22 protein-coding genes are annotated in these 23830 nt (G+C 31.6%); 12 read left to right on the forward strand and 10 right to left on the reverse strand.

Annotated elements, in window-relative coordinates; translation table 11 throughout:
• Positions 1-60: 60 nt before the first annotated feature.
• Genes D6200_RS12110 through D6200_RS12120 form a run of 3 tightly spaced genes read right to left on the reverse strand, consistent with a single transcriptional unit; the run spans position 61 to position 4049 of the window.
• Complete coding sequence (locus D6200_RS12110) at positions 61-2589, reverse strand: TonB-dependent receptor (protein WP_073182199.1); 2529 nt, start codon at positions 2587-2589, stop codon at positions 61-63.
• The gene (locus D6200_RS12115; protein ID WP_073182198.1) at positions 2579-3490 is read right to left on the reverse strand and encodes a FecR family protein; all 912 of its coding nucleotides are present in this window, start codon (positions 3488-3490) and stop codon (positions 2579-2581) included. The genes D6200_RS12110 and D6200_RS12115 overlap by 11 nt, the downstream gene beginning before the upstream one ends.
• Before the next feature lie 49 nt (positions 3491-3539).
• Positions 3540-4049, reverse strand: a complete 510-nt coding sequence (locus D6200_RS12120) for an RNA polymerase sigma factor (protein WP_047790673.1) — start codon at positions 4047-4049, stop codon at positions 3540-3542.
• A 128-nt stretch (positions 4050-4177) separates the two neighbouring features.
• On the opposite strand from D6200_RS12120, the gene D6200_RS12125 reads away from it, so the two are divergent.
• The 4 genes from D6200_RS12125 (at position 4178) to D6200_RS12140 (ending at position 7425) form a co-directional block, all read left to right on the forward strand.
• Entirely contained in the window at positions 4178-5230 is a 1053-nt protein-coding gene (locus D6200_RS12125) for a hypothetical protein (RefSeq protein ID WP_073182701.1), read from the forward strand.
• 115 nt (positions 5231-5345) lie between these two features.
• The gene (locus D6200_RS12130; protein WP_073182197.1) at positions 5346-6119 is read left to right on the forward strand and encodes a membrane metalloprotease; all 774 of its coding nucleotides are present in this window, start codon (positions 5346-5348) and stop codon (positions 6117-6119) included.
• A gap of 24 nt (positions 6120-6143) precedes the next feature.
• The gene (locus D6200_RS12135) at positions 6144-6731 is read left to right on the forward strand and encodes a porin family protein (RefSeq protein ID WP_073182196.1); all 588 of its coding nucleotides are present in this window, start codon (positions 6144-6146) and stop codon (positions 6729-6731) included.
• 112 nt (positions 6732-6843) lie between these two features.
• Positions 6844-7425 carry a class I SAM-dependent methyltransferase gene (locus D6200_RS12140; RefSeq protein ID WP_125064421.1) on the forward strand — a complete coding sequence of 194 codons (582 nt, stop codon included), beginning with the start codon at positions 6844-6846 and terminating at the stop codon, positions 7423-7425.
• A 38-nt stretch (positions 7426-7463) separates the two neighbouring features.
• Here D6200_RS12140 and bioB read toward each other — a convergent pair whose 3' ends face one another.
• Positions 7464-8561 (reverse strand): biotin synthase BioB, encoded by a 1098-nt coding sequence (gene bioB / locus D6200_RS12145; protein WP_073182195.1) that lies wholly within the window; start codon positions 8559-8561, stop codon positions 7464-7466.
• 106 nt (positions 8562-8667) lie between these two features.
• Positions 8668-9831, reverse strand: a complete 1164-nt coding sequence (locus D6200_RS12150) for a beta-ketoacyl synthase N-terminal-like domain-containing protein (protein ID WP_073182194.1) — start codon at positions 9829-9831, stop codon at positions 8668-8670.
• An 88-nt stretch (positions 9832-9919) separates the two neighbouring features.
• Here D6200_RS12150 and D6200_RS12155 point away from each other — a divergent pair, with 88 nt between their 5' ends.
• The gene (locus D6200_RS12155) at positions 9920-10357 is read left to right on the forward strand and encodes a cytochrome c oxidase assembly factor Coa1 family protein (protein ID WP_047790668.1); all 438 of its coding nucleotides are present in this window, start codon (positions 9920-9922) and stop codon (positions 10355-10357) included.
• Here the strand turns inward: D6200_RS12155 and bioA are convergent.
• The 5 genes from bioA to D6200_RS12180 are packed head-to-tail and all read right to left on the reverse strand — an operon-like array spanning position 10343 to position 14856.
• Entirely contained in the window at positions 10343-11608 is a 1266-nt protein-coding gene (bioA, locus tag D6200_RS12160) for an adenosylmethionine--8-amino-7-oxononanoate transaminase (RefSeq protein WP_073182193.1), read from the reverse strand. The genes D6200_RS12155 and bioA overlap by 15 nt on opposite strands.
• Complete coding sequence (locus tag D6200_RS12165; RefSeq protein WP_073182192.1) at positions 11586-12734, reverse strand: hypothetical protein; 1149 nt, start codon at positions 12732-12734, stop codon at positions 11586-11588. The genes bioA and D6200_RS12165 overlap by 23 nt, the downstream gene beginning before the upstream one ends.
• Positions 12735-13343 carry a dethiobiotin synthase gene (gene bioD, locus D6200_RS12170; protein ID WP_047790665.1) on the reverse strand — a complete coding sequence of 203 codons (609 nt, stop codon included), beginning with the start codon at positions 13341-13343 and terminating at the stop codon, positions 12735-12737.
• On the reverse strand, positions 13340-13720 hold the full coding sequence (locus D6200_RS12175; protein WP_073182191.1) for a putative signal transducing protein: 381 nt from the start codon (positions 13718-13720) through the stop codon (positions 13340-13342). Before D6200_RS12175 ends, bioD begins: the two co-directional genes overlap by 4 nt.
• A gap of 8 nt (positions 13721-13728) precedes the next feature.
• Positions 13729-14856, reverse strand: a complete 1128-nt coding sequence (locus D6200_RS12180; RefSeq protein ID WP_073182190.1) for an aminotransferase class I/II-fold pyridoxal phosphate-dependent enzyme — start codon at positions 14854-14856, stop codon at positions 13729-13731.
• Between the two features lie 280 nt (positions 14857-15136).
• Here D6200_RS12180 and tssD point away from each other — a divergent pair, with 280 nt between their 5' ends.
• The 7 genes from tssD to D6200_RS12215 are packed head-to-tail and all read left to right on the forward strand — an operon-like array spanning position 15137 to position 23827.
• Positions 15137-15535, forward strand: coding sequence for a type VI secretion system tube protein TssD (gene tssD, locus D6200_RS12185; RefSeq protein WP_073182189.1), 399 nt, complete (start codon positions 15137-15139; stop codon positions 15533-15535).
• 58 nt (positions 15536-15593) lie between these two features.
• Positions 15594-16091: a hypothetical protein gene (locus D6200_RS12190; RefSeq protein ID WP_047790808.1), complete on the forward strand. Its 498-nt coding sequence runs from the start codon at positions 15594-15596 to the stop codon at positions 16089-16091.
• A 3-nt stretch (positions 16092-16094) separates the two neighbouring features.
• The gene (locus D6200_RS12195; RefSeq protein WP_125064422.1) at positions 16095-16697 is read left to right on the forward strand and encodes a hypothetical protein; all 603 of its coding nucleotides are present in this window, start codon (positions 16095-16097) and stop codon (positions 16695-16697) included.
• Positions 16698-16709: 12 nt separating this feature from the next.
• Positions 16710-18470 carry a type VI secretion system Vgr family protein gene (locus D6200_RS12200; protein ID WP_083574775.1) on the forward strand — a complete coding sequence of 587 codons (1761 nt, stop codon included), beginning with the start codon at positions 16710-16712 and terminating at the stop codon, positions 18468-18470.
• A gap of 11 nt (positions 18471-18481) precedes the next feature.
• Positions 18482-19810: a tetratricopeptide repeat protein gene (locus D6200_RS12205; protein ID WP_073182187.1), complete on the forward strand. Its 1329-nt coding sequence runs from the start codon at positions 18482-18484 to the stop codon at positions 19808-19810.
• Positions 19811-19816: 6 nt separating this feature from the next.
• Positions 19817-20404, forward strand: coding sequence for a hypothetical protein (locus D6200_RS12210; protein ID WP_047790812.1), 588 nt, complete (start codon positions 19817-19819; stop codon positions 20402-20404).
• Positions 20405-20425: 21 nt separating this feature from the next.
• Complete coding sequence (locus D6200_RS12215) at positions 20426-23827, forward strand: RHS repeat-associated core domain-containing protein (RefSeq protein WP_073182186.1); 3402 nt, start codon at positions 20426-20428, stop codon at positions 23825-23827.
• Positions 23828-23830 lie beyond the last annotated feature (3 nt).

The following is a 23830-nucleotide window of genomic DNA, read 5'->3' on the forward strand; positions in this document are numbered from 1 at the left end:
TTACGATGTTTTTTGAAGTGAATAATGTTAAAAATTAAATGAAGTTTATAATTAATAATCTTAGAAGTTAATTCTAAAGCTAAGGTTGGGGGTGAATGGTAAAGAATACGTATTTATTTCTTTTACATTATCTGTATTATTTTCATCAACAATATAATAGGTGTTTATTATATTTTTTCTGTTGCTAATATTAGTGAAACCAACTCTTATAGTTGATTTTAGATTTTTTGTGAAATTAAAGTTATAGCTTCCAGAAGCATTAATTCTGAAGAAATTAGAATGCCTTTCTTTATTTGGAGTATCATAATTTACAATAACTCTATTACCGTCTTGAATGGTTTCATTGTCTTTTACAGGTTTTGTGTATGGAGTTCCCGAACGTAGAATAGCACCTAAAGAGAGCTTAAAATTATTGGTAATGTTATAGTTAATGGCACTACTAAAAGAGTGTGTGATATCTAAACTACTAGGAAAAGTATCAGGAGTAAAAGTTTCAAATGTATAATTATTTTCCGTAAAGGTGTAGCTTAACCAACTACTAAGTTTTTTTGTTCTTTTATTAATTAAAAATTCAATACCTTTTACCTTATAGTTTCCTATAGAGTTTAGTGTTTGAACATTGTTATAAAAACCTTGATTGGCAACAGTTATACCATCAACAAATTTATAAAAACCAGTAAGATCTATTTGTAAGTTATTTTTTGAATACTCTGCTCCAAAAGATACTTGTTTACTTTTAATAATAGGCGTTTTATCATTGTCAGCCAAAATCCATCTTCTTTTTTCTATACCTAAAAAGTTGTCTTGAAAATCTATCTTCTGTGCAGTTGTTTGATTTTTAAACTCTCCTTCTAATTTTAAAAATAGACTATTATAAAGTTGTTGTCTTAAGTTAATCCTTGGTTCTATGATAAGTTTATTAAAATCATGAAAATAATTAGCACGAAAACCTACTCTAGCATAAGTGTTATTCTTACGATAAACTACCTCAGAAAAAAGAGCAGATTTAAGTAAAACTTCTTTTACAGATTTAGAAAATGTAGGAGCATTAACTGTTGTTTTGTTAGAAACACCTATTTCATTAAAAACAGCACCGTTTGTAAGTTGAAAAACATCTGAAAAATGATGATTAGTAATAAGCCTAATTTCAGACTCTAAAACCTTGTTAAATTGAGTTTGAAATTGATCAGTTTCTCTGTTAAAGTCTGATGAATTTATTGTATAATCAGAAATAAAAGTAGAGAGTTCTGTAGAAAATTTGGGCGACCAATTGGCATTCCAACTAATATTAGCTCCAAGATTCTCTTGTTTTAAATTACTGTTTTCTTCTACTGTTGAACCATTGTTTGTATATTCTTCTGTGTATTCTAAGTTATTTTTTATACTTATTAAATTAGCTCTTAATGAATGATTTTTATTGATGTCATATAACACTTTAAAAGAGTAATCATAGAAGTAGAAATCAGTAGAGGCTTCACTTTCTTTATTGGAAGCTATAGAGTTTTCTTGAAAGCTTCTACTAAAATATTTGTCGTAGGTTGGGGTATCAAAAAAATCGGTATAAGACCTCCTTGCTGAAGCATGAATTTCGAGTTTTTTAGTTATAGGAGCCTGTAAAAAAGCGTCTGCACTTAGCAAATTAAAACCAGCACCTCCAGAGAATGTGTTAGTAATTTTGTTGTTGGTTTGCATGTTTACGGTACTGGAAACACCATCGCTAAACTTTGTACTAGTACCATTTTTGGTCACTGTAGCTTTTTCTGTTAAATATGGGTTATATGCAGAAATTAAACCAAAAAAATGACTAGTGTGGTACATCTTAATTCCATCCCAAAGCATTAAGTTTTGATCGTTTGTTCCACCTCGCACATTAATGTTCGATACACTTTCATTCACACTTTCTACACCAGGAAGTACTTTAATCGTTTTTAAAATGTCTGGTTCTATTAACCCTGGAAGAATTCCGAAATTTTTAGTTTTTAAAACGGTACCTCCATCGATGTTCTTTTGGAGACCAGTAGTTAAAAAGTTAGGAATAATTACTTCTGATAACTCTTCTGACAAACTTTCTAGATATATTTCTTTACACAAGTTTTGAGAGAATAAATCTTTGGCTGGTAGTATAATAGGTTTGTATCCAATGTAAGAAATAGTAATGTTTGCATTTGCAGGAACTGAGTTGATGTTGAATTCACCGTTAGTATTAGATGTAGTTCCATTACTAGTATTATTAACTAAGATGGTAGCTAAAACCAATGGTTCAAGTGTATTACTGTCTACTATTTTTCCACAAATAGGAATTTTCTTTTTTAAGTACGATACAGTAATAAACCGATTATCTAAAATTTTAAAATTAAAGATAGTAACAGATTCTAAGTAGTTTATAGTTTCAGATAATGATAAACTATCATCAGGTTTGTCAATGTATACACTTTCTAAATCCTTATCGGAATACGTAAAAGTTACCTGATGTTTTTTTTCAATTTCAACTAAGACATCTTTCAGTAAATTTTTGGTAATAATGTCCTGTGCTTTGATAGCAAAGGAAAATAGGAAGAGAAATAAAAAAGTAGTTTTTTTATTGACCATTCTTGTAAATAGTAATGTTTTTTTCTTCTATTTTATATGATAACTGTAAAGGAATTGTAACTGCTTGCAAAGCTACATTTATGTCTTTATGGGTAAAACCACCAGTATAAAGTTGTTCTAAATTAACATCCTTAGTTTTTATAACATAACCATATTGGTTTTGTATATCGTCTAGCACAAATTGTAAAGGAGTACTTTTAAAATTAGACTCATCTTGTAACCAAGATTTATTATTAATATTAAAAGTATTTAAAGTGTCAATTTTACCATTTACAACTTTAAATATTTTTCCCTTAGCTAATTTAATTAATGAGTTGTTATAGTCTACACTAACTAAACCTTCGTAGGTTTTTACTTCAAAATAATTCTTTCTTTCTTTAACGTTAAATTGGGTCCCTAAAACAGTAACTTTTCCAACAGAAGTATTAACGGTAAAAGATTTTCCCTTTTTAACTTTAAAAAAAGCTTCTCCTTTAAGTTGTATGTCTCTGCTGTTTTTCCAATCCTTTTTGTTGAAAGATACAGTGGAATTTGTATTTAAAATCACTTCAGATTCATCTGGTAAGTTAAAGGTTTTTGTTTCTGCATATTGCGTACTAAAGTTTACTGAATTATTGAAAAGTAAGAAATAAGAAGAAACTAGTAAAACAATAACTGCGGCAGCATATTTATAAAAGTTCTTGTAGTTTAATGGAACAACCTTACTTTTTTTAGTAGTAGCTTTTTTCAATTCAAATTCTTTAAAAGCCTTTTCAATATCCACTTTAGGAGTTTCTATGTGAGAAGAATAATGCGCTATTTTTTCAAGATTTTTAAAGTTTTTATCTTGTTTTAATAGAAACAGTTCTTCATCGGAGATTTCTCCGTTTAACCATTTTAATATGTATTGTTCATCTTTCATTTTGTGCTTAACTAACTTTTAGACAATAAAGAAGTAAATTTCCCTACCCTTACAATAATTCTATTTTTGATCTCAATTTTTTTAATGCTGAAGACATCCTTTTTTCAACAGCTTTTTGCGAGATATTTAGTAACTCAGCAATTTCTCGATATTTTTTACCGTCTATTCTATTCATTAAAAAAACCTCTCGTTCAGCCTCTGTTAAATTTTCAATAGCATTTTTTAGTTTGTTTTTAAACTCTTCTTCTTCTAATAAATATTCCGGACTTTGATTATTTATATCCAAATACGGAGCGCTTTTAGCATAATTTAAAACAACTTTTTCATGCTTTAATTTGTTTAAAAAAAGGTTGTTTACACTAGTAAATAAGTACGATTTTGCCTTTTCATATGATATTTCTGAACATTTTTCCCACATTTTTAAAAAAGCTTCTTGTATTAAATCTAGGGCAGTATCTTTATCGTTAGATTTATAAGATGAGAAGTTAGTAACGAATTGAATATTAGATTTGTAAAACGCATTAAAGTCTTCCTCATTACACAGTGATTTTTTAGTCATATGAATGCTTTTATAGAGTTAAAATAGAAAAAAAATCGAAAACAAAGGTAGGGTAAAACGATTTATAGTTTTCTAAAGGACAGAAAGAGCTCAAAAAACAAATGTTTAAAAAATTAAAATTTATTAAGATGAAAACAATAAAATTAATAAGCATACTAGCACTAGTTACTTTAACAATTTTTACTTCATGTCAATCTGAAGAAAACGAACAGGTAGGAACAAATCCAAATGCAAATGCACCTACTTCTGAAACGGCAAAGAAGTATAAAAGAACAGGTATGAACGATGGATCAGAAGATGATTTTTTAGATGGAAATTCATGTGCTGAGTTATTGTTTCCAGTGACAGCAACTGTAAATGGTAAAGAAGTAACTATTATAAATGAACTAGACTATAGTTTAGTTCTTGAAATAATGGACGAGTTTAATGATGATGATGATACCGTAGTTTTTAATTTTCCAATAACAGTAAAGTTAAATAACTATACAGAAGTAACTATAACTTCGCAAACAGAATTGGAAGAATTAAATAGAAAATGTGATGAAGCATCAGATGAAATGGAAGATGCTATCTCTTGTGCAAAAATAGAATTTCCAATATCAATGCTAACTTATGATGTTAATTTAGAACAAACAGGTACTGTTGTAATTGAATCGGAAAAACAATTGTACAACTTTGTAGATAGCTTAGATTCAAGCGAATTATTCTCTGTTAAGTATCCAATAACTATAACTTTAAATAACGGCAGTTCTGTGAAAGTTAATAGTGATTCTGAATTTGAAGACGCTATTGAAGAGTGTACCTCTTATGAAGAAGAAGAGGAAGCAGCAGAAGTAGCAGCCGACGAGTTAGAAACCATTATCAGTAAAGCTAAATTTAAGGTAGAAAGCTTTATTCAGGCAGGAGTAGAAAAAGCTGACGAATATGCTGCATATACTATAGAATTTACAAATGAAGGGAAATTAATAGCAAGAAATATAGTAAACACAACTTTAGAAAATATCGAAGGAGAATATGATGTAGAATCAGATACAAGAGTCCTTTTAGAAGTTGAGTTTGAAGCGGGAACTGTTGTAAGCGCTTTAGGTAATGAATGGATTGTAACTACTTATACAAGCACTTTACTTACATTACAAAGTACAACAGATACTTCAATAACATTAACATTTAAAAAGATATAAAGAAAAAATATTTTAAGCTAGTTGATTTTGGAACTTTATGGCTACGCTAGTAGTAGCCTAAAGTTTTAAAAAACCAATGATATTCAAATTACGTAAGTAAGATAAAGAAAGAATAATGAGAAAAAAGTTTTTTACAGTTTTACTATTCAGTGTTTTGATTTGGGGATGTTCCAAAGAAAGTGAACCAATAATTAATGATGGTGTTGAGGTTGCAAAAGAGAATAGAAAACCTACGGGAGCATCAGCAAATGAGTTATTATCAGACAATGTTTATAAAAAAATGATTGTAGAGTTAGCTTATGTTGAAGGATTTGAACCAACTGAAGAGGCAAAGAATAACTTTAAAAACTTTATTAAAGAAAGAACTTTCAAACCAAACGGTGTAGAATTATATACGAAATCAATACCTACTATAGGAAAAGAAGTATATACAATCAATGATATTGTAACGATTGAAAACGAGCATAGAACTTATTATAACACACAAAATACCATAACGGTTTGGGCATTGTTTATAAATGGTAAATCTTCAAAAGATTCCGATTCTTCTTTTGTTTTAGGCACTGCATATTATAATACATCGTTTGTAATTTTTGAAGAAACTATTAGAGAACTAAGTAATGGAACATTTGAGCCAGAAAGAAGCTTATTAGAGTCTAGTGTAATCCATCATGAATTCGGACATATTTTAGGACTTACAAATTTAGGAACCCCTTTACAAACAGACCATGAAGATGCAGATCATCCAAAACATTGTAACGAAGAAAGTTGTTTAATGTATTGGGCAGCAGAAACTAGTCATGGTATTGGAAACGTATTCTCATCAAATAAAATTCCAACATTAGATAGCCAATGTATAGCAGATTTACAAGCTAATGGTGGAAAGTAGATCGTAAAATTAAATCAATAAAAGATGAAAAAAATTCAGTTAGTAATAGTATTTATAACAATGATTAGTGCATCTATAGTTGCACAAGATAGTAGTAAAAAGTCCAAAGCTGGTATTAAAGGAGGATATAACTTGTCTGCAGTGAGTTTTAATGGAGATTCGGAAACAGAGCAGCTACATGGATTTCATTTAGGTTTTTATGGAGAGTCATTTATAGGAAATAGTGTTTCACTTCAATTGGAACTATTATACTCACAACAAGGGTATAAAATTATAGATGGAGGAGGTACTTATAAGCAAGAGCTAGATTATATAAATCTTCCTTTAATGGTAAAACTGTATCCTTCTGAAAACTTTTTTTTAGAGGCAGGACCTCAAATAGGACTTTCAATAGCACATAAAGAAACCTTTGATAGTGGCTTTATTCTGTATGATACCTCAAAAGAGTTTGATCCTAGGAATTTTGATTGGGGATTAAATTTTGGTGGAGGTTTTAAAACAAATAGTGGAGTAAGTTTAGGAGTAAGGTACCATTTAGGATTGAATGATATTTACGATGAAGACAAACCCAAAAATAGAGTCTGGCAATTTTACATAGGGTTTGACTTCTAGTAAAAAAAGCGATGTTTAAGCATCGCTTTTTTTGATATTAAGTTATCATCTTAACAGTAGTTAAATTAAAGAAGCTTTATTTTTAAATTTGTAAAAATAAAAGTAAGAAGAAATGATAGAGTTGTCAGAAACATTTTGGAATAATAAGTACTTACATAATAAAACAGGATGGGATTTAGGAAAGATATCCAACCCGTTAAAAGAATATGTTGATCAATTAGAAGATAAAAGTATTCAGGTTTTAATACCTGGAGGAGGAAACTCATACGAGGCGGAGTGTTTATTTAATAAAGGATTTAAGAATGTTTTTGTAGTAGATATTGCTTCAACACCGTTAAAAAGAATTCAAAAAAGAGTTCCTAACTTCCCAAAGGAAAATTTAATTCATGCTGATTTTTTTGAATTAAAAGGCACTTTTGATTTGATTATAGAACAGACTTTTTTCTGCGCTATCAATCCAGGGTTAAGACTAAAGTATGCACAAAAAGCACATGAATTACTAACTAATAAAGGTAAACTAGTTGGTTTGCTGTTTGATGCAGTACTAAATGAAGACCATCCACCTTTTGGAGGGAATAAAAATGAATATGAAAAATACTTCGCACCCTATTTTACAGGAAGTATGGAACCTTGTTACAATTCATCAGGAGGAAGAAAAGGTATGGAGCTGTTTGTGAAAATGATAAAAAAATAACCGTTAAATTTAATTCAACGGTTATTTCTTATTTGATGTTAGGCTCTTATTTCTTTAGCCTCTTGCTTCTTTTGTTCGTTACGCTCAATTTTATGGTCTGGTCTTGTCCATTTTGGTTTTTCACCTAACGATTGGTATTGTGAGTTTTCTGCTTCAACAGATTCTCTTTGTTCATGCTTAAAGAAAGGCTTTTGTGTATTTAAACCTAAATCTTCAAACATTTTCATGTCTTCATTAATATCAGGATTTGGAGTAGTTAATAATTTGTCTCCTGCAAAAATTGAGTTTGCACCAGCAAAGAAACACATTGCTTGACCTTCTCTACTCATTTGCGTTCTACCTGCTGATAAACGTACTTGTGAATCTGGTAATACAATACGAGCAGTAGCTACCATACGAACCATTTCAAAAATGTTTACAGGAGGTTGCTCTTCTAACGGAGTTCCCTCAACAGCAACTAATGCATTGATAGGTACAGATTCTGGGTGTGGAGAGAAGCGAGTTAAAGTTTCAAGCATTCCAGCTCTGTCTTCTAAAGATTCTCCCATACCAATAATACCTCCTGAGCAAACAGTTACATTTGTTTTACGTACATTTTCAATAGTGTCTACTCTATCTTTAAAAGCACGTGTAGAAATTACATCATCGTAATAATCTTCTGAAGTATCAATATTGTGGTTATAAGCATACAAACCAGCTTCCGCTAAACGTTTTGCTTGATTTTCGGTAACCATACCTAAGGTACAGCAAACCTCCATGTCTAGTTTGTTAATAGTACGTACCATTTCTAACACTTGGTCAAATTCTGGTCCGTCTTTTACGTTTCTCCAAGCTGCACCCATACAAACTCTTGATGATCCACCTTCTTTGGCACGTAAAGCTTGTGCCTTAACTTGGTTTACAGTCATCAAATCATTTCCCTCAACATTGGTATGATAACGTGCTGCCTGCGGACAATACCCACAGTCCTCAGAACACCCACCAGTTTTTATAGAAATTAAGGTACTTACCTGTACTGTATTTGGGTCGTGATATTTTCTATGCATAGTTGAAGCCTCGTACAAAAGCTCCATTAAAGGCTTATTGTATACTTCTAGAATTTCCTCTTTCGTCCAATCGTGTCTAATTTCAGTCATAAATTCGAGTTGTTTGTGGTGGTAAAAATAAAAAATTCCGCTTCGAAAGCGGAATTTTATGACTCTTATTTTTCTTTGTCAAGAGAATCTCTCTTATCGATTGTTTTTAAGTGTTCTTCGTTGTGATTAAAATAGAAACCGCATTTCCTCCAAAACCAACAGCGTTTACCAGTATTTTATTGAGTTTTTTTGGAGTGTGTTGAGGTTCAGCAAAGGGAACTTCAATAACTTGTTGGTGTTGTAGCATTAGTACGGCTAATTCTAAACTTAACAAGCCAGAAGCACCAAACGTATGACCGATTTTCCATTTATTGGTAGTTAAAAAAGGTACTTTGTTAGAAAATACTTTTTGAATCGCATTAATTTCCGATTGATCTCCTTTAATAGTTCCAGGAGCATGCATTACAATAGCGTCAATTTCATCTGGAGAAATTGTTCCTAAAGCCATTTTCATTGATTTTTGAAAACATTCTGCATCTGTTGTTACAGAAGTATTGTGTTTCAAAACTTCAGTAGCATATCCAACCCCTTCAATAAAAGCGATAGCATTTTCTTTACTTCCACTCTCTAAACAAAATACAGAAGCACCTTCTCCCAATACCATGGTGTTTTTGGTTTTGTTGAGGTCAAAAGCCTTACATGGATATTCATCATTTTCTTTAGAATATACTTTTAATGCTTGCATTTGAGCGATGGTAAAATCAGTTAGTGAAGCTTCGCTAGCGCCAATCATAAATTTCTCTGACATTCCCGATTGTAACCAAGCCACTCCATTAAGTAACGAATGCAAGCCAGTAGAACAAGTAATAGAATGTGAAATCTCTGGTCCGTTACTCTGTAAATCATGCGCAATCCAAGAAGAAATATTCCCTAAAGTGGTAGTTGGAGAGCTTAAGGTAGATGATTTTCCTGTAGCTAAAAACTCTTTGTGATATTTTTCAAACAAAGAAGTAGCACCGCGAGAAGAACCAATGTTAATTCCAAAGTTATCCGAAGATTTCCAGTCTGTTTGTTCCATTGCTTTTCTAGCAACAAACAACGTGTATAAAACAGATGGGTCTAAATTTTTATATTTATTATCTGAATTTTGAACCTCCTCAATAGCGTGTTTATCCTCATCAGTCAATTGTGCTACCCATGCTTTAGAATCTTCAAATTCTTTAGAGCTTAAAAAATGTTGCTTATTTAGATAGTTTTTCCAAATTTTTTCAGTAGTGCTTCCCAAGGCTGAAACAGATGCAAATGATGTTATAGAGATAAGTTCTTTCAACACGATAAAATTTCAGCAAAAATAAAAGTAAAATCAAGTATTCTAAAGAAAATAAAAATATTTATCTTGGGATAAAATTATTGAAGTTATGAGTGAGCAACGTCAAAAAAGTTGGTTTGGAAGAAATTGGTTGTGGTTTATACCATTAACAGGATGTTTAGGGTTTATTTTATTGATTGTTTTAGGTGTAGGTGCAGCATTTTTTGGAGTGTCGAAAATAATGACAAGTTCTACTCCTGTTGAATATGCTATTGAGCAGGCATCTAAAAACGAGTTGGTTATTGAAAACTTAGGTCAACCTATTGAAAAATATGGAATTCCATCAGGAAATATTTCTCTTACCAATGACGATGGAAATGTAGATTTTTCTATTCCGATAAGAGGAGATAAAGGAGAAGGAACTCTTATTGTTAGAGGAATTAAGATAGATGGAGAATGGGTTTACGAAGATTTATACGTTCATATTAAAGAAACTCAAGAAGAGATTAATTTATTAGAAAAGGAAAAAGTTCTAGAGACTATCTAGAACTTTTTCAATAGTTGTATATATTTTTTCAAGTTGCTCTTTCGTAATTACGTAAGGTGGTTGAATGTAAATAGTGTTTCCTAACGGACGTAAGAAAACGCCTTCATCCATAAAAGACTTTAAAAGTTGGTCTCGAAGCGTTCCATAACGACCAGAATTGGTGTTTAAATCAATCGCCAAAATGACACCTTTACATCTTGTTGTGTTCACTTTTGGGTGATTTTCTATCTTTTCGGAAAAAGAGATATTAGAGTTTTCAATAAATTGGATGTTGTCCTGAATCTCTTTGGTTTGTAATAACTCAATACTAGCCAATGCAGCACTACAAGCTATTGGATTTGCAGAATAGGTATGGCAGTGGAAAAAACCTTTGGCAATATCATTATCTAAAAAAGCCCTATAAATTTCTTCGGTACATGAAGTAATTGACATAGGAACCAATCCAGCGGTCAATGCTTTACTTAAGCATATGATGTCTGGTTTGGTAGCGACTTCATCAGAAGCAAAATGATTACCAGTTTTTCCAAAACCAGTCATTACTTCATCAGCAATAGTTAAAATGTTATTTTCTTTGCAAATTGCTAAGATGTTATTTAAATTTTCTGCTTTATGAATTTTCATTCCAGCTGCTCCTTGAACTAAAGGCTCGTATATGAATCCGGCAACATTATGTTCTGAAATAATCTGTTGCAATTTTTGTTCGATAGTTTCATTATTTTCACCGTTTGGCACAGGAATACGTTGAATATCCATTAAAAAATCTTCAAATGGGCCATTGTATACTGATAATCCAGAAACAGACATCGCTCCGAAGGTATCTCCATGAAAACCATCTTCAAAAGCAATAAAGGTAGTACGCTTTTCACCTTTGTTAAAATAGTATTGTAATGCCATTTTAATTCCCGCTTCTACAGCAGTAGATCCATTATCATTAAAAAAGATTCTATTTTGATTTTCAGGAAGAATTTTAATCAATTCTTCTGATAATTTTACGGCGGGTTCATGGGTGAAATCACTAAACATTATTTGATCTAATGTTTGCATTTGTTCATATACGCGACTTGTAATGTAATCATTACAATGCCCAAACATACAGGTATACCAAGATGAAATAGCATCAATATATTCGTTACCGTGTTCGTCGGTTAGCATGCATCCTTTGGCTTTTACAATTCCCAAACTGTTTGGATGTGTTTGATGTTGTTTTAGCGGATGCCACAAATGTTTTTTATCGCGTTCTTGTAAGTTCATAGGTTTCGTTCTTTTGAAAAAGAGCTGTCAAATGTACAATAGAAATACATAAAACCACTCCGAAATAGGCAATAAACAGTAGCCACATAATTGAGGTTGAAAACAATTCAGAAAAAAATGCAGGAAAAACTAAAAAAGCTTCTGAAGTGAGTAAGAAAAAGGTGTAAACAATCCAGGTGCTTGTATGGGGTTTTGTTTCCAATTCCATCCAAATAAAAGGCAGGTACATTCCTAAAAATAGTAAATGTAACCAAGCTATGAGCATAAACCTATTCGTTATAACTAAGTTAGAAAAGTAAGGAATACTGCCAAAGCAATTCATAATTCCGATAAATAGTAGTATCCCAAAAAACAATTGGTATGTAAGCTTTTGCTTTGAAAATGATTTCTTTAGTTTTAGGAAAAATAGTGTCAAAATTATTGAGCCAATACCTCCTATAATTTGAATAGCCAGATGATTAAAACTATACTTTAATGAGTGTGTATATAATAGTACAAGAGCACTAATAATTAAGATGGTTTGTTTTTTTGATAGCTCAACAGTTGTTCTTTGAAAAAGAATGGCAAGCATCCAAAGAAAAAAGGAACCGAAATACTGAAAGTGTAAGTAGAAAAAAATAGCTTGTTGATACCAAGGGGAACTTTGCATTTTCATTGCCATTAAAGGTCCAAGTGCATACGGACCAATGGAAGAAATAAAATGAAAGATAATTCCTACTTTTATTAATGTTAAAGTTGATTTTTTACCAATTAATCGTTTCCATAGTCTAATTACCAACCAGTAACTAATCCACAAGTGTAAGGTAGAGAATGTAATAGTAACCAATGCATACCCTTGGATAATAAACCCTACTAACAAAATGGCAACACAAACCTGTAAAGCAAGATATAATCGATAAGAAGTGTTATCAATTCCATTCGTAAACCTTGTAAAAAGGAGTAGAATTAAAGCATTGAAAACAAAACCCAATAACATAATGTGAGAATGGGAGTGCAATACAAACTTAAACGGAAAGTTAGCAATGCTTCCTGTAAAAGCATAACGCAAAACCAGCCCTATAACTCCTCCTAAAAAACCAAAAATTAAAGGAAAAGACCAAAGATGTTTTGCGGTAACAGGTTTCATTTATAAATTACTTTTAAATAATTCAGCGTATTCTTTAATCACATTCTTATCGAAATAAGGTTCTTCTTCAATCCGTCCAATTACAGGAACATCTGTCATTTTTTTGATAATGTCTTCCGTTGTTTTATGTTCGTTTCCTGAAAAAATCAATGATACTTCAAATCCTTTTTCTTTTAATAAGTTAACTGTTAATAGGGTGTGATTGATACTTCCCAAATAATGACGAGACACAACAACAACTTTATAATCAGGTTTGATAATGTCTAACAAGGTGTTTTTATCATTAAGAGGAACTAACAATCCGCCAGCCCCTTCAATAACTAAATTATTTTTAGTCGAAGGTTCTTTTATGTTGTCAATTTCAATAGTCACTCCATCAATTTCTGCGGATGCGTGTGGACTCATTGGTGTTTGTAGCGCATATGCGTTTGGATGAAAAACAGTGGTTGAGTTAGAAATTAGTTTTTCTACCTTATGAGTATCAGAATGTTCTAGGTCACCTGACTGAATAGGTTTCCAATAATCTGCTTGCAAAGCTTCTGTGACAATAGCAGCAGCAACGGTTTTTCCTACTTCTGTAGAGATTCCTGTGATAAAATATTTTTTCATTTAAAAATTGTTTTACAATCGTTGCAGATGAATTTCTTACTTTCAAAAAAAGGAAAGAGCATAAAAAAGATGTTTTTACGTTGTAAATCGGCAACTAATATTTTTGTAGAATTACATTTTGGACAATGAATGTCGTTTCCTTCTTCATCCTTTACGTAAGTTCTTATTTCGTTATAAACAGTAGCAGCTTTTTTTAAATCATTATTGTGTACCAATAGCTTAACTCCACCAATGACTTGACTAATTAAAGGATCAGAATCAATTGTTTTTTCATCCATTAACATGGTTCTAATACCTTCTGAATCTAATTTAGCCTTTACAACTTGTGCCTCAGTAGAGTATTCAAATACAGCTAAAATGGTATAATTATCTTGCATTGTATTTTTTAAACAAAAGTAGCAAGGTTCTCTAAAACATTTGTAATTTCTTTTTTAGAATTATAAGCGTGTAAACAAAAACGTAATCGTTCTTGGTTTGTAGGGACGGTAGGGGATAGAATAGGCTTTACTTCAAAACCATGTTGTTGTAATTGCAAAGCCATATTTTTTACATGTTCATTGCCAGAGATAATACAGCAATGAATGGCAGAAGTACTTTGAATGAAGTTTAATCGCAACCTATTGGATTCTGAAATAAAATGTTGAATGTTTTGTTGAAGTTGTGCTTTAGAATCGCTAATAATTAATTCGTCGTAAGCAATTTTTATTGTAGCTAGGGCATGTGGCGGTAAACCAGTAGTGTAAATAAAACTACGAGAAAAATTAATAAGATACTGTTGTAGTTGCTTGCTTCCCAAAATGGCTGCTCCATGACAGCCTAAACCTTTTCCGAAGGTAATAATTCGGGCAAAAACCACATCTTCTAAATGTAATTTTTGAATGAGCCCAAAATCAAATACCCCCAAAGCATGTGCTTCATCTACAACAAAATGTACATTTGTATATTTTTTGATAATTTGTGACATTGCTGTCAAGTCAGGAGAGTCACCATCCATAGAAAAAATAGATTCGGTAATCACATAAATTTCTGAATCGTTATTCTGAGTAAACCGAAGTATTTTTTCTTCTAAATCTTTTGTGTCATTATGTTTGAACTTAAAAGATTTTGCATTAGATAATTGAATTCCATCTCTTATAGAAGCATGAATAAGTTCATCAAACAAAATAATATCACCACGTTGAGGTACCGAAGCAAAAAAACCGATGTTAGCATCGTAACCAGAGTTGAAAACTAAAGCAGTTTCAGAATTATGAAGTTTAGCTAGCTGTTTTTCAACTATTGTATATAGTTTGTGATTTCCAGAAAGTAAGCGAGATCCTGTAGCTCCGTTAACCTTATGATTGTTATCAACTAAAAACTGATGTGTTTTATCAAAGATCATCTCTGATTTAGCAAATCCTAAATAATCATTGGAAGAAAAATCGACAAAAGAATTCTCTTTACCGAGGTTTCTTAAAGCGTTATTTATTTTTCGTTGATTGAGTTTTTTATTAAGTTTATTAGGGAGCTGCATAGTGCAAAAATAGAGGAAAATAATATGTCTTTAAAACTAGTTTTTATATTAAAATTACTAAAAAACAATTATTTTTTTAAATGAAACGTTTGGAAGTTAGTTATTTAGTTTTATATTTGTTACGACACAAGGCAATATTTGTTATCTTCTTTCTTCTTATAGAATGGCGCCAAAAAATAAAAAAAGAGAAGGTTTTATATTGTTTAAAGCTTTCTCTTTTTTTATTGAGAAAGCTCTAAAAGTGTTTTAAATTAATTATTCAACCCAAAAAAAAGAAACTATGGGATCATTTAGAGCAAGTTTCGAATTCGCAGGAAAAGAATTCGACGTATTACAAGCTGAGTACAGCTTAAACAGAAACACAGACACAAAAGGTAAACCATCTTCAAGTGTAAACGGAGGAAGAGTTACTTTAACTATTGAATCTACATCAGATACTTCTGTTATCGAGGCAATGGTGAATAGCCAATTTAAGTCTGTAGATGGAAAAATTGTTTTCAAGAAAACAGAAGAAGATTCAAAAATGAAAGAAGTGGAGTTTAAAAACGCTTATATCGTTTATTTCAAAGAAGATTTAGATGTAAACAACGAAATTCCAATGAAATTAACAGTTACTTTCTCAGCTGAAGAATTATTAATTGGTAACGCTAACTTAGACAATCGTTGGCCAGTAGCTTAATATAAAACAATGCCTAAGTTTTAAACTTAGGCATTGCCTTTTTTAATACCTAAGCTATATGAAAAAGGTAGAGATAGTTGTTACAAATGAAAAAGAAGGATTAGCTAGAATCACTAGTTATCCTTATCGTCCTGATAAAAAAAGATATGAGGTTCCTTTATATAAAGTGTATGTAAAAAATCTTGAAACTCAAAAAACACATGAATTTAAAGCTATTAGGTTTGGTGTAAAACGTACAAAACTTAAAGCAGCGCATGTTGTAGGTCTTCAAGATAATCAAGAATATACACTGCAGTGGAGTTATATAACTACAATGCGAGAAATGGCTTGGAGAGTTTATTCAGGCTTTTTTATACATAGAGGTCCTGCTAACCCTTTAGCGGGTTTTGGTTCAATAGGTTGTGTTGAAATATGTGGAGTTGGAGAATGGGAAAGATTCAATACTTTAATTAAGCAAATTACAAAGTGTAGTAGTGAAGAAGAAGTTAGTTTGAATAAATTGGCAAAAGTTATTTATAAAAAAGCTACTAGACCGATACTAAAACTAATACCTTAATAAATGATTTTTCAAAAATCATATAGTTACATATATATCTTATTGTTTTTCTTGTTTGCATGTAAAAGTACATCATCGTTAGGTCAAAAGAAAGACAACAAGTATTATACAGTGTTTTCTGAATTGAAAGAAGACAATAGCTATCTTAATGAATTGTTTAAGGAGCTAAAAGATGATTTTAATCTTTGTGAGGTTACTGAATCTCAAAAAAAGATTTATAAAAAATATCCTAAAGTTTTTTTAGAAGAATTAGCACGAAGTTTTGAAAACACGTCTTTTTTAAAAGTTAAAAGTTTAAAAACGCTTTCTGTTTTATCGTTAAAAGAAAAACAAGAATACAATGATTTGTGTATAAGTATTGAAGAATGGGATTTTGATAAAATTAGCGATGCACACACAGTTTTTAATAATCTAAAAAAGTACAGAGAAAAAGAAATAAAATTCAATACAATAAATTGGATATGGGTAACATATGATAATCGTATTTATAGGATTAGTTCAGATAATCATAGTGTTACTAATGAGGAGATGGTTAGAGTAAAAAAAAGTTTAACGTCTTTATTAAAAAAGAAAGGTAATGTTAAAGATTTTGCCTTTTACGAATAAAAAAAATAAATTATGAAAAAATTTGATACTAAAATTAGTATAGACGGGCAGTTTATTGATTATTATGAATCAATAAGCTTGGCGCAACAAATATATAATCATCACTTTTTCTGTGTTGAATTAGATTATCAAGTTATTGAAAAGTTAGGAACACATACAATAGATGCTTCTAAAAAATGGCTAGGAAAAGATATGATGATTGTTTTTGAAGATTATAGCTTTTCAGGAGTAATAACTAATATAGAGTTAGTACATAACAATGGGTTTGAGAGTAGGTTGCATGTATCAGGCTATTCAAAAACCATTTTGTTAGAGGCAGGTAAACACTTGCAGTCTTGGTTAAAAAAAGAGTTATCTACCATAATAAAAGATGTAACAGAGCAAGCTAGTGTTAAAGCTGAGGTAACCCCAGTTTTTAAAGAAGAGATAGAATATGAATGTCAGTATAACGAAAGTCATTATACACTAATTAAACGTTTAGCAAAACAATATAATGAATGGTTATATTACGATGGTCAAAAACTATTATTTGGCAAGCCTTCTTCTCAAAAAGCAGCTATAGAGCTTATTTATGGAAAAGATTTACCTTCTTTACATATAGGTATTGAAACAAAACCAAATAATTTTAGTGCATTTTCCTATAACAGTTTATTAGATGAAAAACATTCAGAAAAAGTAAAAGGAAATGTAAAAGGTCTTAACGAATTAGGAGCTCATTCATTTAAAGCGTCTAAAGACGTGTTTAAATTAGCGTCTAATCAACATTTAAATGGTGTTTTTAACGACAAATCTAAAATAGAAAAAGCGATAGAAGCTTTACGATCTTCAAAAATGGCAAATAGTCATGTAATTAAAGGTAAATCAAACAAACAAAGTTTAACTGTAGGATCTATAATTAAAGTTTTAGCAACAGGGTTTAAAGATGGAGAGGGAGCAAAAGAGCAGAAGCCTTATGGAGAGTATATTATAACTGAAATAGAGCATGAAGCCTTTAAAGATGGATATGAAAATAGTTTTACCGCAATAGCTTCTAGTGTAGAAGTTTTACCTACCAATTTTGAAGTTAATTTCCCAATTGCTGAACCACAGCTAGCTACAGTCGTATCCAACAAAGATCCAGAGAATAAAGGAAGAGTTCAAGTAAAATTCCAGTGGCAAGTAGATAATATGAAATCTAGTTGGATACCAGTACTAACTCCCGATGGTGGTAAAAGTGATCAAGTGAATGTTAATAGAGGGTTTGTTTTTGTTCCAGAAGAAGGAGATCAAGTAATGATAGGGTTTAGGTATAATACTCCTAATCGTCCATTTGTAATGGGAAGTTTTTTTAATGGAAAAACAGGAGCAGGAGGAAGTGATAACAATAAAATAAAAAGGATTACAACTCGTAGTGGAAGTACCATAACGTTTAATGATGATGAAGGAAAAGGAAAAATAACAGTTAGTGATCCAAGTGGAAGCACGGTTACATTGAATGGAGATGAAACCATTAGCATTAGTGCACCTAAAAGTATAACGCTAAGTTCAGAAGAAATTAAAATAGAAGCTAGTAAATCTGTAACTATAGATGGTAAAGACGAAGTTTCTGTAAACTCTAAGAAAATAGTACAAGAGGGAAGTGATTTAGTAGAAATAAAAACAAAATCGAACCTTAAAATAGAATCTAAAACACAAGAAACTAAGTCGAGTAAATATAGTGTAGAAGGGAAAAGTGTAGATATTCAAGGAATGAATACTAGTGTAAAAGGAAATGTTAAGCTAAGCTTAAACTAAATTAATTAGCTATGCAGGAGAATAATGCTATAACACATAGAATTACACAACTACAAACAAAATGGTTTAGAAAAGTAAAAGAAGATACAAAACTGGTAAGATGGCTGATTGAAGAAAATGAGTATAGAATGCTAGAAGCTTTTGTGTTGTTAGAATCGGGAGAACATGGAGTTTTGTCAGAATTCTTTTTCCCGTTTACAATACCTTTTTTCGATAACAAAGAGGAATCTTTTGCTTTAAACCTAAAAAATGCTTGGATTGACACATGGAATAATAAACAGTATAGAGATGAAGTTCCTAAAAAACTTTTACCACAATGGCAAAGTCAGCCTTATGAGAATACAGCTGTAAAGAATAGAGAACAAGAGTTCTTGGAGTGTATGAGTTCTTTTGCACAAGCTATTTCTAATAATGCTAGGTTGGTGCTAGTTTTATTACCTCAAAATTTAAAACAATTAGGAAAACAATGGGGAAATTGGGTGTTGTCTTTAACTGAAAAGCTTCCAGATAATTTACAAATAATGGTTGTAGATTATAAAGATAGTAAAGCTTTTAGGTATATACCAAACGAGGTAAAAGAAGTAAGTATAGAAGCCAATTTAAAGATGTTTCAGGCTATGAAAGAAATAGTAGCTTCTTCTGGAGATGCTCATGAACCAGGAATAGCTATAAATACCTGTCTTTTAAACATATTTGAAGAGCTTCAAAAAGAAAACATACGTGGAGTTGAATTGTGGGGAAATAAAGGTATTGAAGTAGCTAAAGAAGCAGCCAGTAAAAGTTTAGAGGCAACGGTGCTTATTACTTATGGTAGTGCATACTTTCAGCTTAAAAAGTACGATAAAGCATTGGTTAAATTTAAAAACGCTTTAACAGTTTGCTATGATGGAATTGCTCAAGACGATACAGTTTGTGAGAGTTTATTAATTCAGGGATACAATTTTACAGCAGCCACTTACCATGTAAAAAGAAATAAAAGTGAAGCTATTGAATACTATTTAAAAACAGCAGAAACAGCTAAAAGCTATCAAGTATATCCAACTTATATAGAATCAATCAGGTTAGCTTCCGAATTATCAGTAAAACAATTTAACAGTAAAGAAGCCTACAAGTTACTTAACAACTGTTTTGAAACGGTAAAAGAGTTGGATAAAACAATGTTACGTTACACAACTTTTTTTTTAGTGTGCGAAAAACTGTATGATAAATACCATGCAAACAATGAGAAAGATGCAGCAATAACAGTTGAAAATTTGGCAAAGAGTATTTGGGGAGAACATTGGAAAAAACCTAAGCCAGAAGAAATGATACAACCAGTTAGTATGATAACAAATACCTAAAAAAATATGCAGCCAGCATCAAAACATACAAATATAGCAATGGGTATAGATATTCATTTTGTAACTATACCACCATCACCAGCACCAATTCCTATACCACACCCTTTTATAGGAATGATTTTCGACCCAATGGATTATATTCCTGTTATAGGAACCAATGTGTATGTAAACAATCAAAAACGAGCAAATGCAGGTACTATGGCTACTTTAGGAACCATAAAACACTTTCCTTTAGGAGCCGGATTTTATCCTGCTACTATGCCGTTAATAGACCATGAAGGATTGCACTTTTTTGGTAGTAAAACAGTAGAAGTAGATAGCTCTTATTTTAGTGTTGCAAGTTATAATATGATGACTTGTAGTTGTATAGGGATTCCTTTAGGATCGCCAAATATGTACACACCTACCACTACTACAATACCTATTCCAGCAGGACCTCCTGTTATTGTAGGTGGACCTCAAGTACCCGATTTAATGGGAGTTGTTATGAAACTCGCTATGCTAGGAGGCCTAAAGTTTTTAATGAAATTTGGAGGTAAAACCTTTAAAAAACTTGCTAAAAAATTAAAGAAAGGTTGTAATTGCCCATCATAAAACCTAAAAAAGAAAAAAGCTATGTTACACATCCCAACCGGACAGTTAAACATCCAAAATACCGATTTTGAATTGCCAGGAATTATTCCGTTTGAATGGAAACGAAATAACCAATCTTGGGTAACCTACAATAAAAGTGATTTAGGTACTATTTGGACACATAATTTTGACCAATATTTAGAGTTAGTTGTTCACGAACAATATATTAACTGGAAAAAAAACAATGGAAGCATTGTATCCATACCTTATGTAGAAGACGGAGAAGAAAACGTATTTAAAGACGAAAAAATTAGTTATCAACGTAAAGGAAATCAAATTATTCTAGAAAATTACGAAGAAGACTTATGGTATGTGTTTACCAAAGATAATTTTTTAGGAAACAACCATTATAAGCTAACGAATGTTCAAAAATATCAATTTAGTATTGATTTGAATTATACAAACGGAATGTTAACGCTTATTACCGATACCGCCAATCGTGAAATTACCTTTTTACGTAACGAAAATAATCTTATAGTACAGGTGCAAGTGCTGGCAGAAGGAAAAATGCATACGTTGGTGAGCTATGAATACGATGAAGAAAATAGATTAACTTCGGTAACAAATAGTGAAGGTATTACAGAGCAATACGAATACAATAACAACTTTTTAACGAAAAAAATAGATGGTAATGGAAGCGTATTTTATTGGCAATATGAAAATAAAACAGACGAACCAAAATGTATCAAACGAGGATTCACCGATGGTACAAGTGTAGAGAAGTTTACATACGAAAAGGGCATTACTAAAATAACAGATGGAAAAGGAAACACGACTACGTATTATATTAATGACGAAAAAATAGTACAAGTACAAAACCCCTTAGGGCACAGCGAATATTGGGAATATGATTTAAACGATAACCTAATTTGTTATACAGATGCTCTTGGGCAAAACACCTATTACGGTTACGATGTATACGGAAACCAAACTCATATTCGGTTGCCAAACGGAGCAGAACTCTTATATACTTATGAAAACAATAAACTAACAAGCGTAACCAATGCTATGGGAGCTGTTATGTTGTTAGAATATAACGAAATTGGGCAACTTGTAACACAAATAGGATATACTAACGATATAACACGTTACGAATACAAAAACAATTTACTAACCACGGTTATTAACCCCAATGGTTTACGAACCTATATCTCATATACTAAAAACTATCAATTAAATACCATAACCGATCATAATAAAGTAGTAACCGAGTGGAAATATGATGAGTTAGGTAGAGTACTAACGATAAAAAACAGCGAAAATATAGCAGAAAATTATCGATACGATAGTTTAGGGCGCGTAACAAGCATTGTTACTATGGAAGCCAACCGTATTAACTTAAAATATGATGCCCTAGGTAATTTAATACAACTAAAAGACGCTCAACATAATATAAATTTTAAATACAATTCTGCAGGCAAACTCTTAAGTCGCAAACAAAACAATACAGAAATACTTTTTAAATACGACAGAGCCGATAACTTAAAAGCCATAGTTAACGAAGAAAAAAACGTATATAGCTTTAAGCGCAATGCAGCAGGACACATTGTTAAAGAAATAGGGTTTGATGGAAAAACTCAACGTTATTTAACAAATCCAGTAGGAAATGTAGTTGAAAAAATAGACCCTTTAGGAGTAAGTACCAAAATAACATACGATCGTTTAGGAAAAGTAAGCGAAGTAGTTTACCCAAGCGGAGATAAAGAAACTTATCAATACGATAAAAACGGACTTTTAGTTCAGGCTATAAATAAAAACGCTACTGTTGTTTTTAAACGAGATGAAACAGGAAATATAATAACCGAAACCCAAAACGGTATTGAGGTAAAAAGCACCTATAATGCTATGGGTTATCGTACCCATTTAGAAAGTAGTTTAGGAGCCAATATAGCTATTACTCGTAATAAAGACAACTCAATAGCCAATACGGTAGCCAAAACAGAAGAAGTGAGTTGGCAAGCACAATATGTCTATGATGCTTTAGGTTTAGAAATAGAACGTAACTTACCAGGAGGAGTAACCAATACTTGGCAAAGAAGACCCGACGGAAAACCTGAAGTACATGCGGTTTCAGTAAATGAAAAACAAACCACACATAGGCGCTATAGTTGGGATATAAACGACAAGCTTACACGAATTTTTGACAATATAGCAAACAAAGGAGTTGCTTTTAGTTATGACGCTTTTAATAACTTAGCCAAAGCAGGGTATTCAGATGGTAGTTTTGACTATAAACTACCCGATGCAGTAGGTAATTTATACCAAACCGAAGCTCAAAATGAACGAACCTATGGTAAAGCAGGTCAGTTACTATCGTGCCCAGATTTTGAATATAGCTATGATGCTAATGGTAATTTAGTAGAAAAAAGAGCTAAAAAAAGTGTTGAGGTTTGGCGTTATACATGGGAAGAAAACGGAATGCTCTCTCAGGTAATAAAACCTAATAAAGATGTTATTTCATTTACGTACGATGCTTTAGGCAGGCGTATAAGTAAACAATACAACGACCAAAAAATAACCTATTGGGTGTACGATAAAAATGTGCCTTTACACGAGTGGAGTCTGTTGGAAAAGGAAGATTTAGTTACTTGGATTTTTGAAGAAGACAGCTTTGTACCGCAAGCAAAAATACAAAACAATGAAACTTATTCTATTATTACCGATCATTTAGGTACACCTATACAAGCATATCATAGTAGTGGTAAAAAAGTATGGGAATGTGAGTTGGATATATACGGAAAAGCTCGTAGTTTTACGGGAGAAAAAACGTTCATTCCTTTTCGTTACCAAGGGCAGTATGAAGATGAGGAGACGGGATTGTATTATAATAGGCTTCGTTATTATTCGATTGAAACGGGGGGGTATATTTCTCAAGATCCAATAGGATTAGTTGGGGGAATGCCTAACATGTATTCTTATGTAGCAGATTCTAATAACTGGGTTGATGTTTTTGGGTTAATGCCTTTGAGTAATCCCGTAAACCAAGGACATCACATAGTTCCACATAAGGCAGCTACTGATTTGGGTATAGAACCATTTAATAAACAAACAGGTGTGCCAAGTATGTATTGGAGCGATTCACAATTCTCTTCTGGTAATAATCACAGTGCTATGCATGGGTATAACGGTTTAGGGTCAGATACCAAGCCTTTGGTTAAAGCAGATCAGATCAAAAAAGCAGGAATGTCAAACGATGAATGGTTAACTTCATTACAGAAACATTACAATAATCCAGCAATTCAGAAATACAAAGGAGACCTTCATCTAATTAATAGCGACGGAACAAAGGGTAAGTTAATAAAAACGAATGTATCTCCTCAAGAAGCATGGGAGTTAACAAAAAAATGGGCTAAAGAACAAGGAATTGAAGTTAAATGTAAGTAATTT

The organism is Tenacibaculum mesophilum (genome assembly GCF_003867075.1).
GTDB lineage: Bacteria > Bacteroidota > Bacteroidia > Flavobacteriales > Flavobacteriaceae > Polaribacter > Polaribacter mesophilus.

What these genes read in the sequence shown, in the direction of transcription:
- D6200_RS12110 (WP_073182199.1), bottom strand. Translation starts at nt 2,589, where the DNA reads ATGGTCAATAAAAAAACTACTTTTTTATTTCTCTTCCTATTTTCCTTT.
- D6200_RS12115 (WP_073182198.1), bottom strand. Translation starts at nt 3,490, where the DNA reads ATGAAAGATGAACAATACATATTAAAATGGTTAAACGGAGAAATCTCC.
- D6200_RS12120 (WP_047790673.1), bottom strand. Translation starts at nt 4,049, where the DNA reads ATGACTAAAAAATCACTGTGTAATGAGGAAGACTTTAATGCGTTTTAC.
- D6200_RS12125 (WP_073182701.1), top strand. Translation starts at nt 4,178, where the DNA reads ATGAAAACAATAAAATTAATAAGCATACTAGCACTAGTTACTTTAACA.
- D6200_RS12130 (WP_073182197.1), top strand. Translation starts at nt 5,346, where the DNA reads ATGAGAAAAAAGTTTTTTACAGTTTTACTATTCAGTGTTTTGATTTGG.
- D6200_RS12135 (WP_073182196.1), top strand. Translation starts at nt 6,144, where the DNA reads ATGAAAAAAATTCAGTTAGTAATAGTATTTATAACAATGATTAGTGCA.
- D6200_RS12140 (WP_125064421.1), top strand. Translation starts at nt 6,844, where the DNA reads ATGATAGAGTTGTCAGAAACATTTTGGAATAATAAGTACTTACATAAT.
- bioB (WP_073182195.1), bottom strand. Translation starts at nt 8,561, where the DNA reads ATGACTGAAATTAGACACGATTGGACGAAAGAGGAAATTCTAGAAGTA.
- D6200_RS12155 (WP_047790668.1), top strand. Translation starts at nt 9,920, where the DNA reads ATGAGTGAGCAACGTCAAAAAAGTTGGTTTGGAAGAAATTGGTTGTGG.
- bioA (WP_073182193.1), bottom strand. Translation starts at nt 11,608, where the DNA reads ATGAACTTACAAGAACGCGATAAAAAACATTTGTGGCATCCGCTAAAA.
- D6200_RS12165 (WP_073182192.1), bottom strand. Translation starts at nt 12,734, where the DNA reads ATGAAACCTGTTACCGCAAAACATCTTTGGTCTTTTCCTTTAATTTTT.
- bioD (WP_047790665.1), bottom strand. Translation starts at nt 13,343, where the DNA reads ATGAAAAAATATTTTATCACAGGAATCTCTACAGAAGTAGGAAAAACC.
- D6200_RS12175 (WP_073182191.1), bottom strand. Translation starts at nt 13,720, where the DNA reads ATGCAAGATAATTATACCATTTTAGCTGTATTTGAATACTCTACTGAG.
- D6200_RS12180 (WP_073182190.1), bottom strand. Translation starts at nt 14,856, where the DNA reads ATGCAGCTCCCTAATAAACTTAATAAAAAACTCAATCAACGAAAAATA.
- tssD (WP_073182189.1), top strand. Translation starts at nt 15,137, where the DNA reads ATGGGATCATTTAGAGCAAGTTTCGAATTCGCAGGAAAAGAATTCGAC.
- D6200_RS12190 (WP_047790808.1), top strand. Translation starts at nt 15,594, where the DNA reads ATGAAAAAGGTAGAGATAGTTGTTACAAATGAAAAAGAAGGATTAGCT.
- D6200_RS12195 (WP_125064422.1), top strand. Translation starts at nt 16,095, where the DNA reads ATGATTTTTCAAAAATCATATAGTTACATATATATCTTATTGTTTTTC.
- D6200_RS12200 (WP_083574775.1), top strand. Translation starts at nt 16,710, where the DNA reads ATGAAAAAATTTGATACTAAAATTAGTATAGACGGGCAGTTTATTGAT.
- D6200_RS12205 (WP_073182187.1), top strand. Translation starts at nt 18,482, where the DNA reads ATGCAGGAGAATAATGCTATAACACATAGAATTACACAACTACAAACA.
- D6200_RS12210 (WP_047790812.1), top strand. Translation starts at nt 19,817, where the DNA reads ATGCAGCCAGCATCAAAACATACAAATATAGCAATGGGTATAGATATT.
- D6200_RS12215 (WP_073182186.1), top strand. Translation starts at nt 20,426, where the DNA reads ATGTTACACATCCCAACCGGACAGTTAAACATCCAAAATACCGATTTT.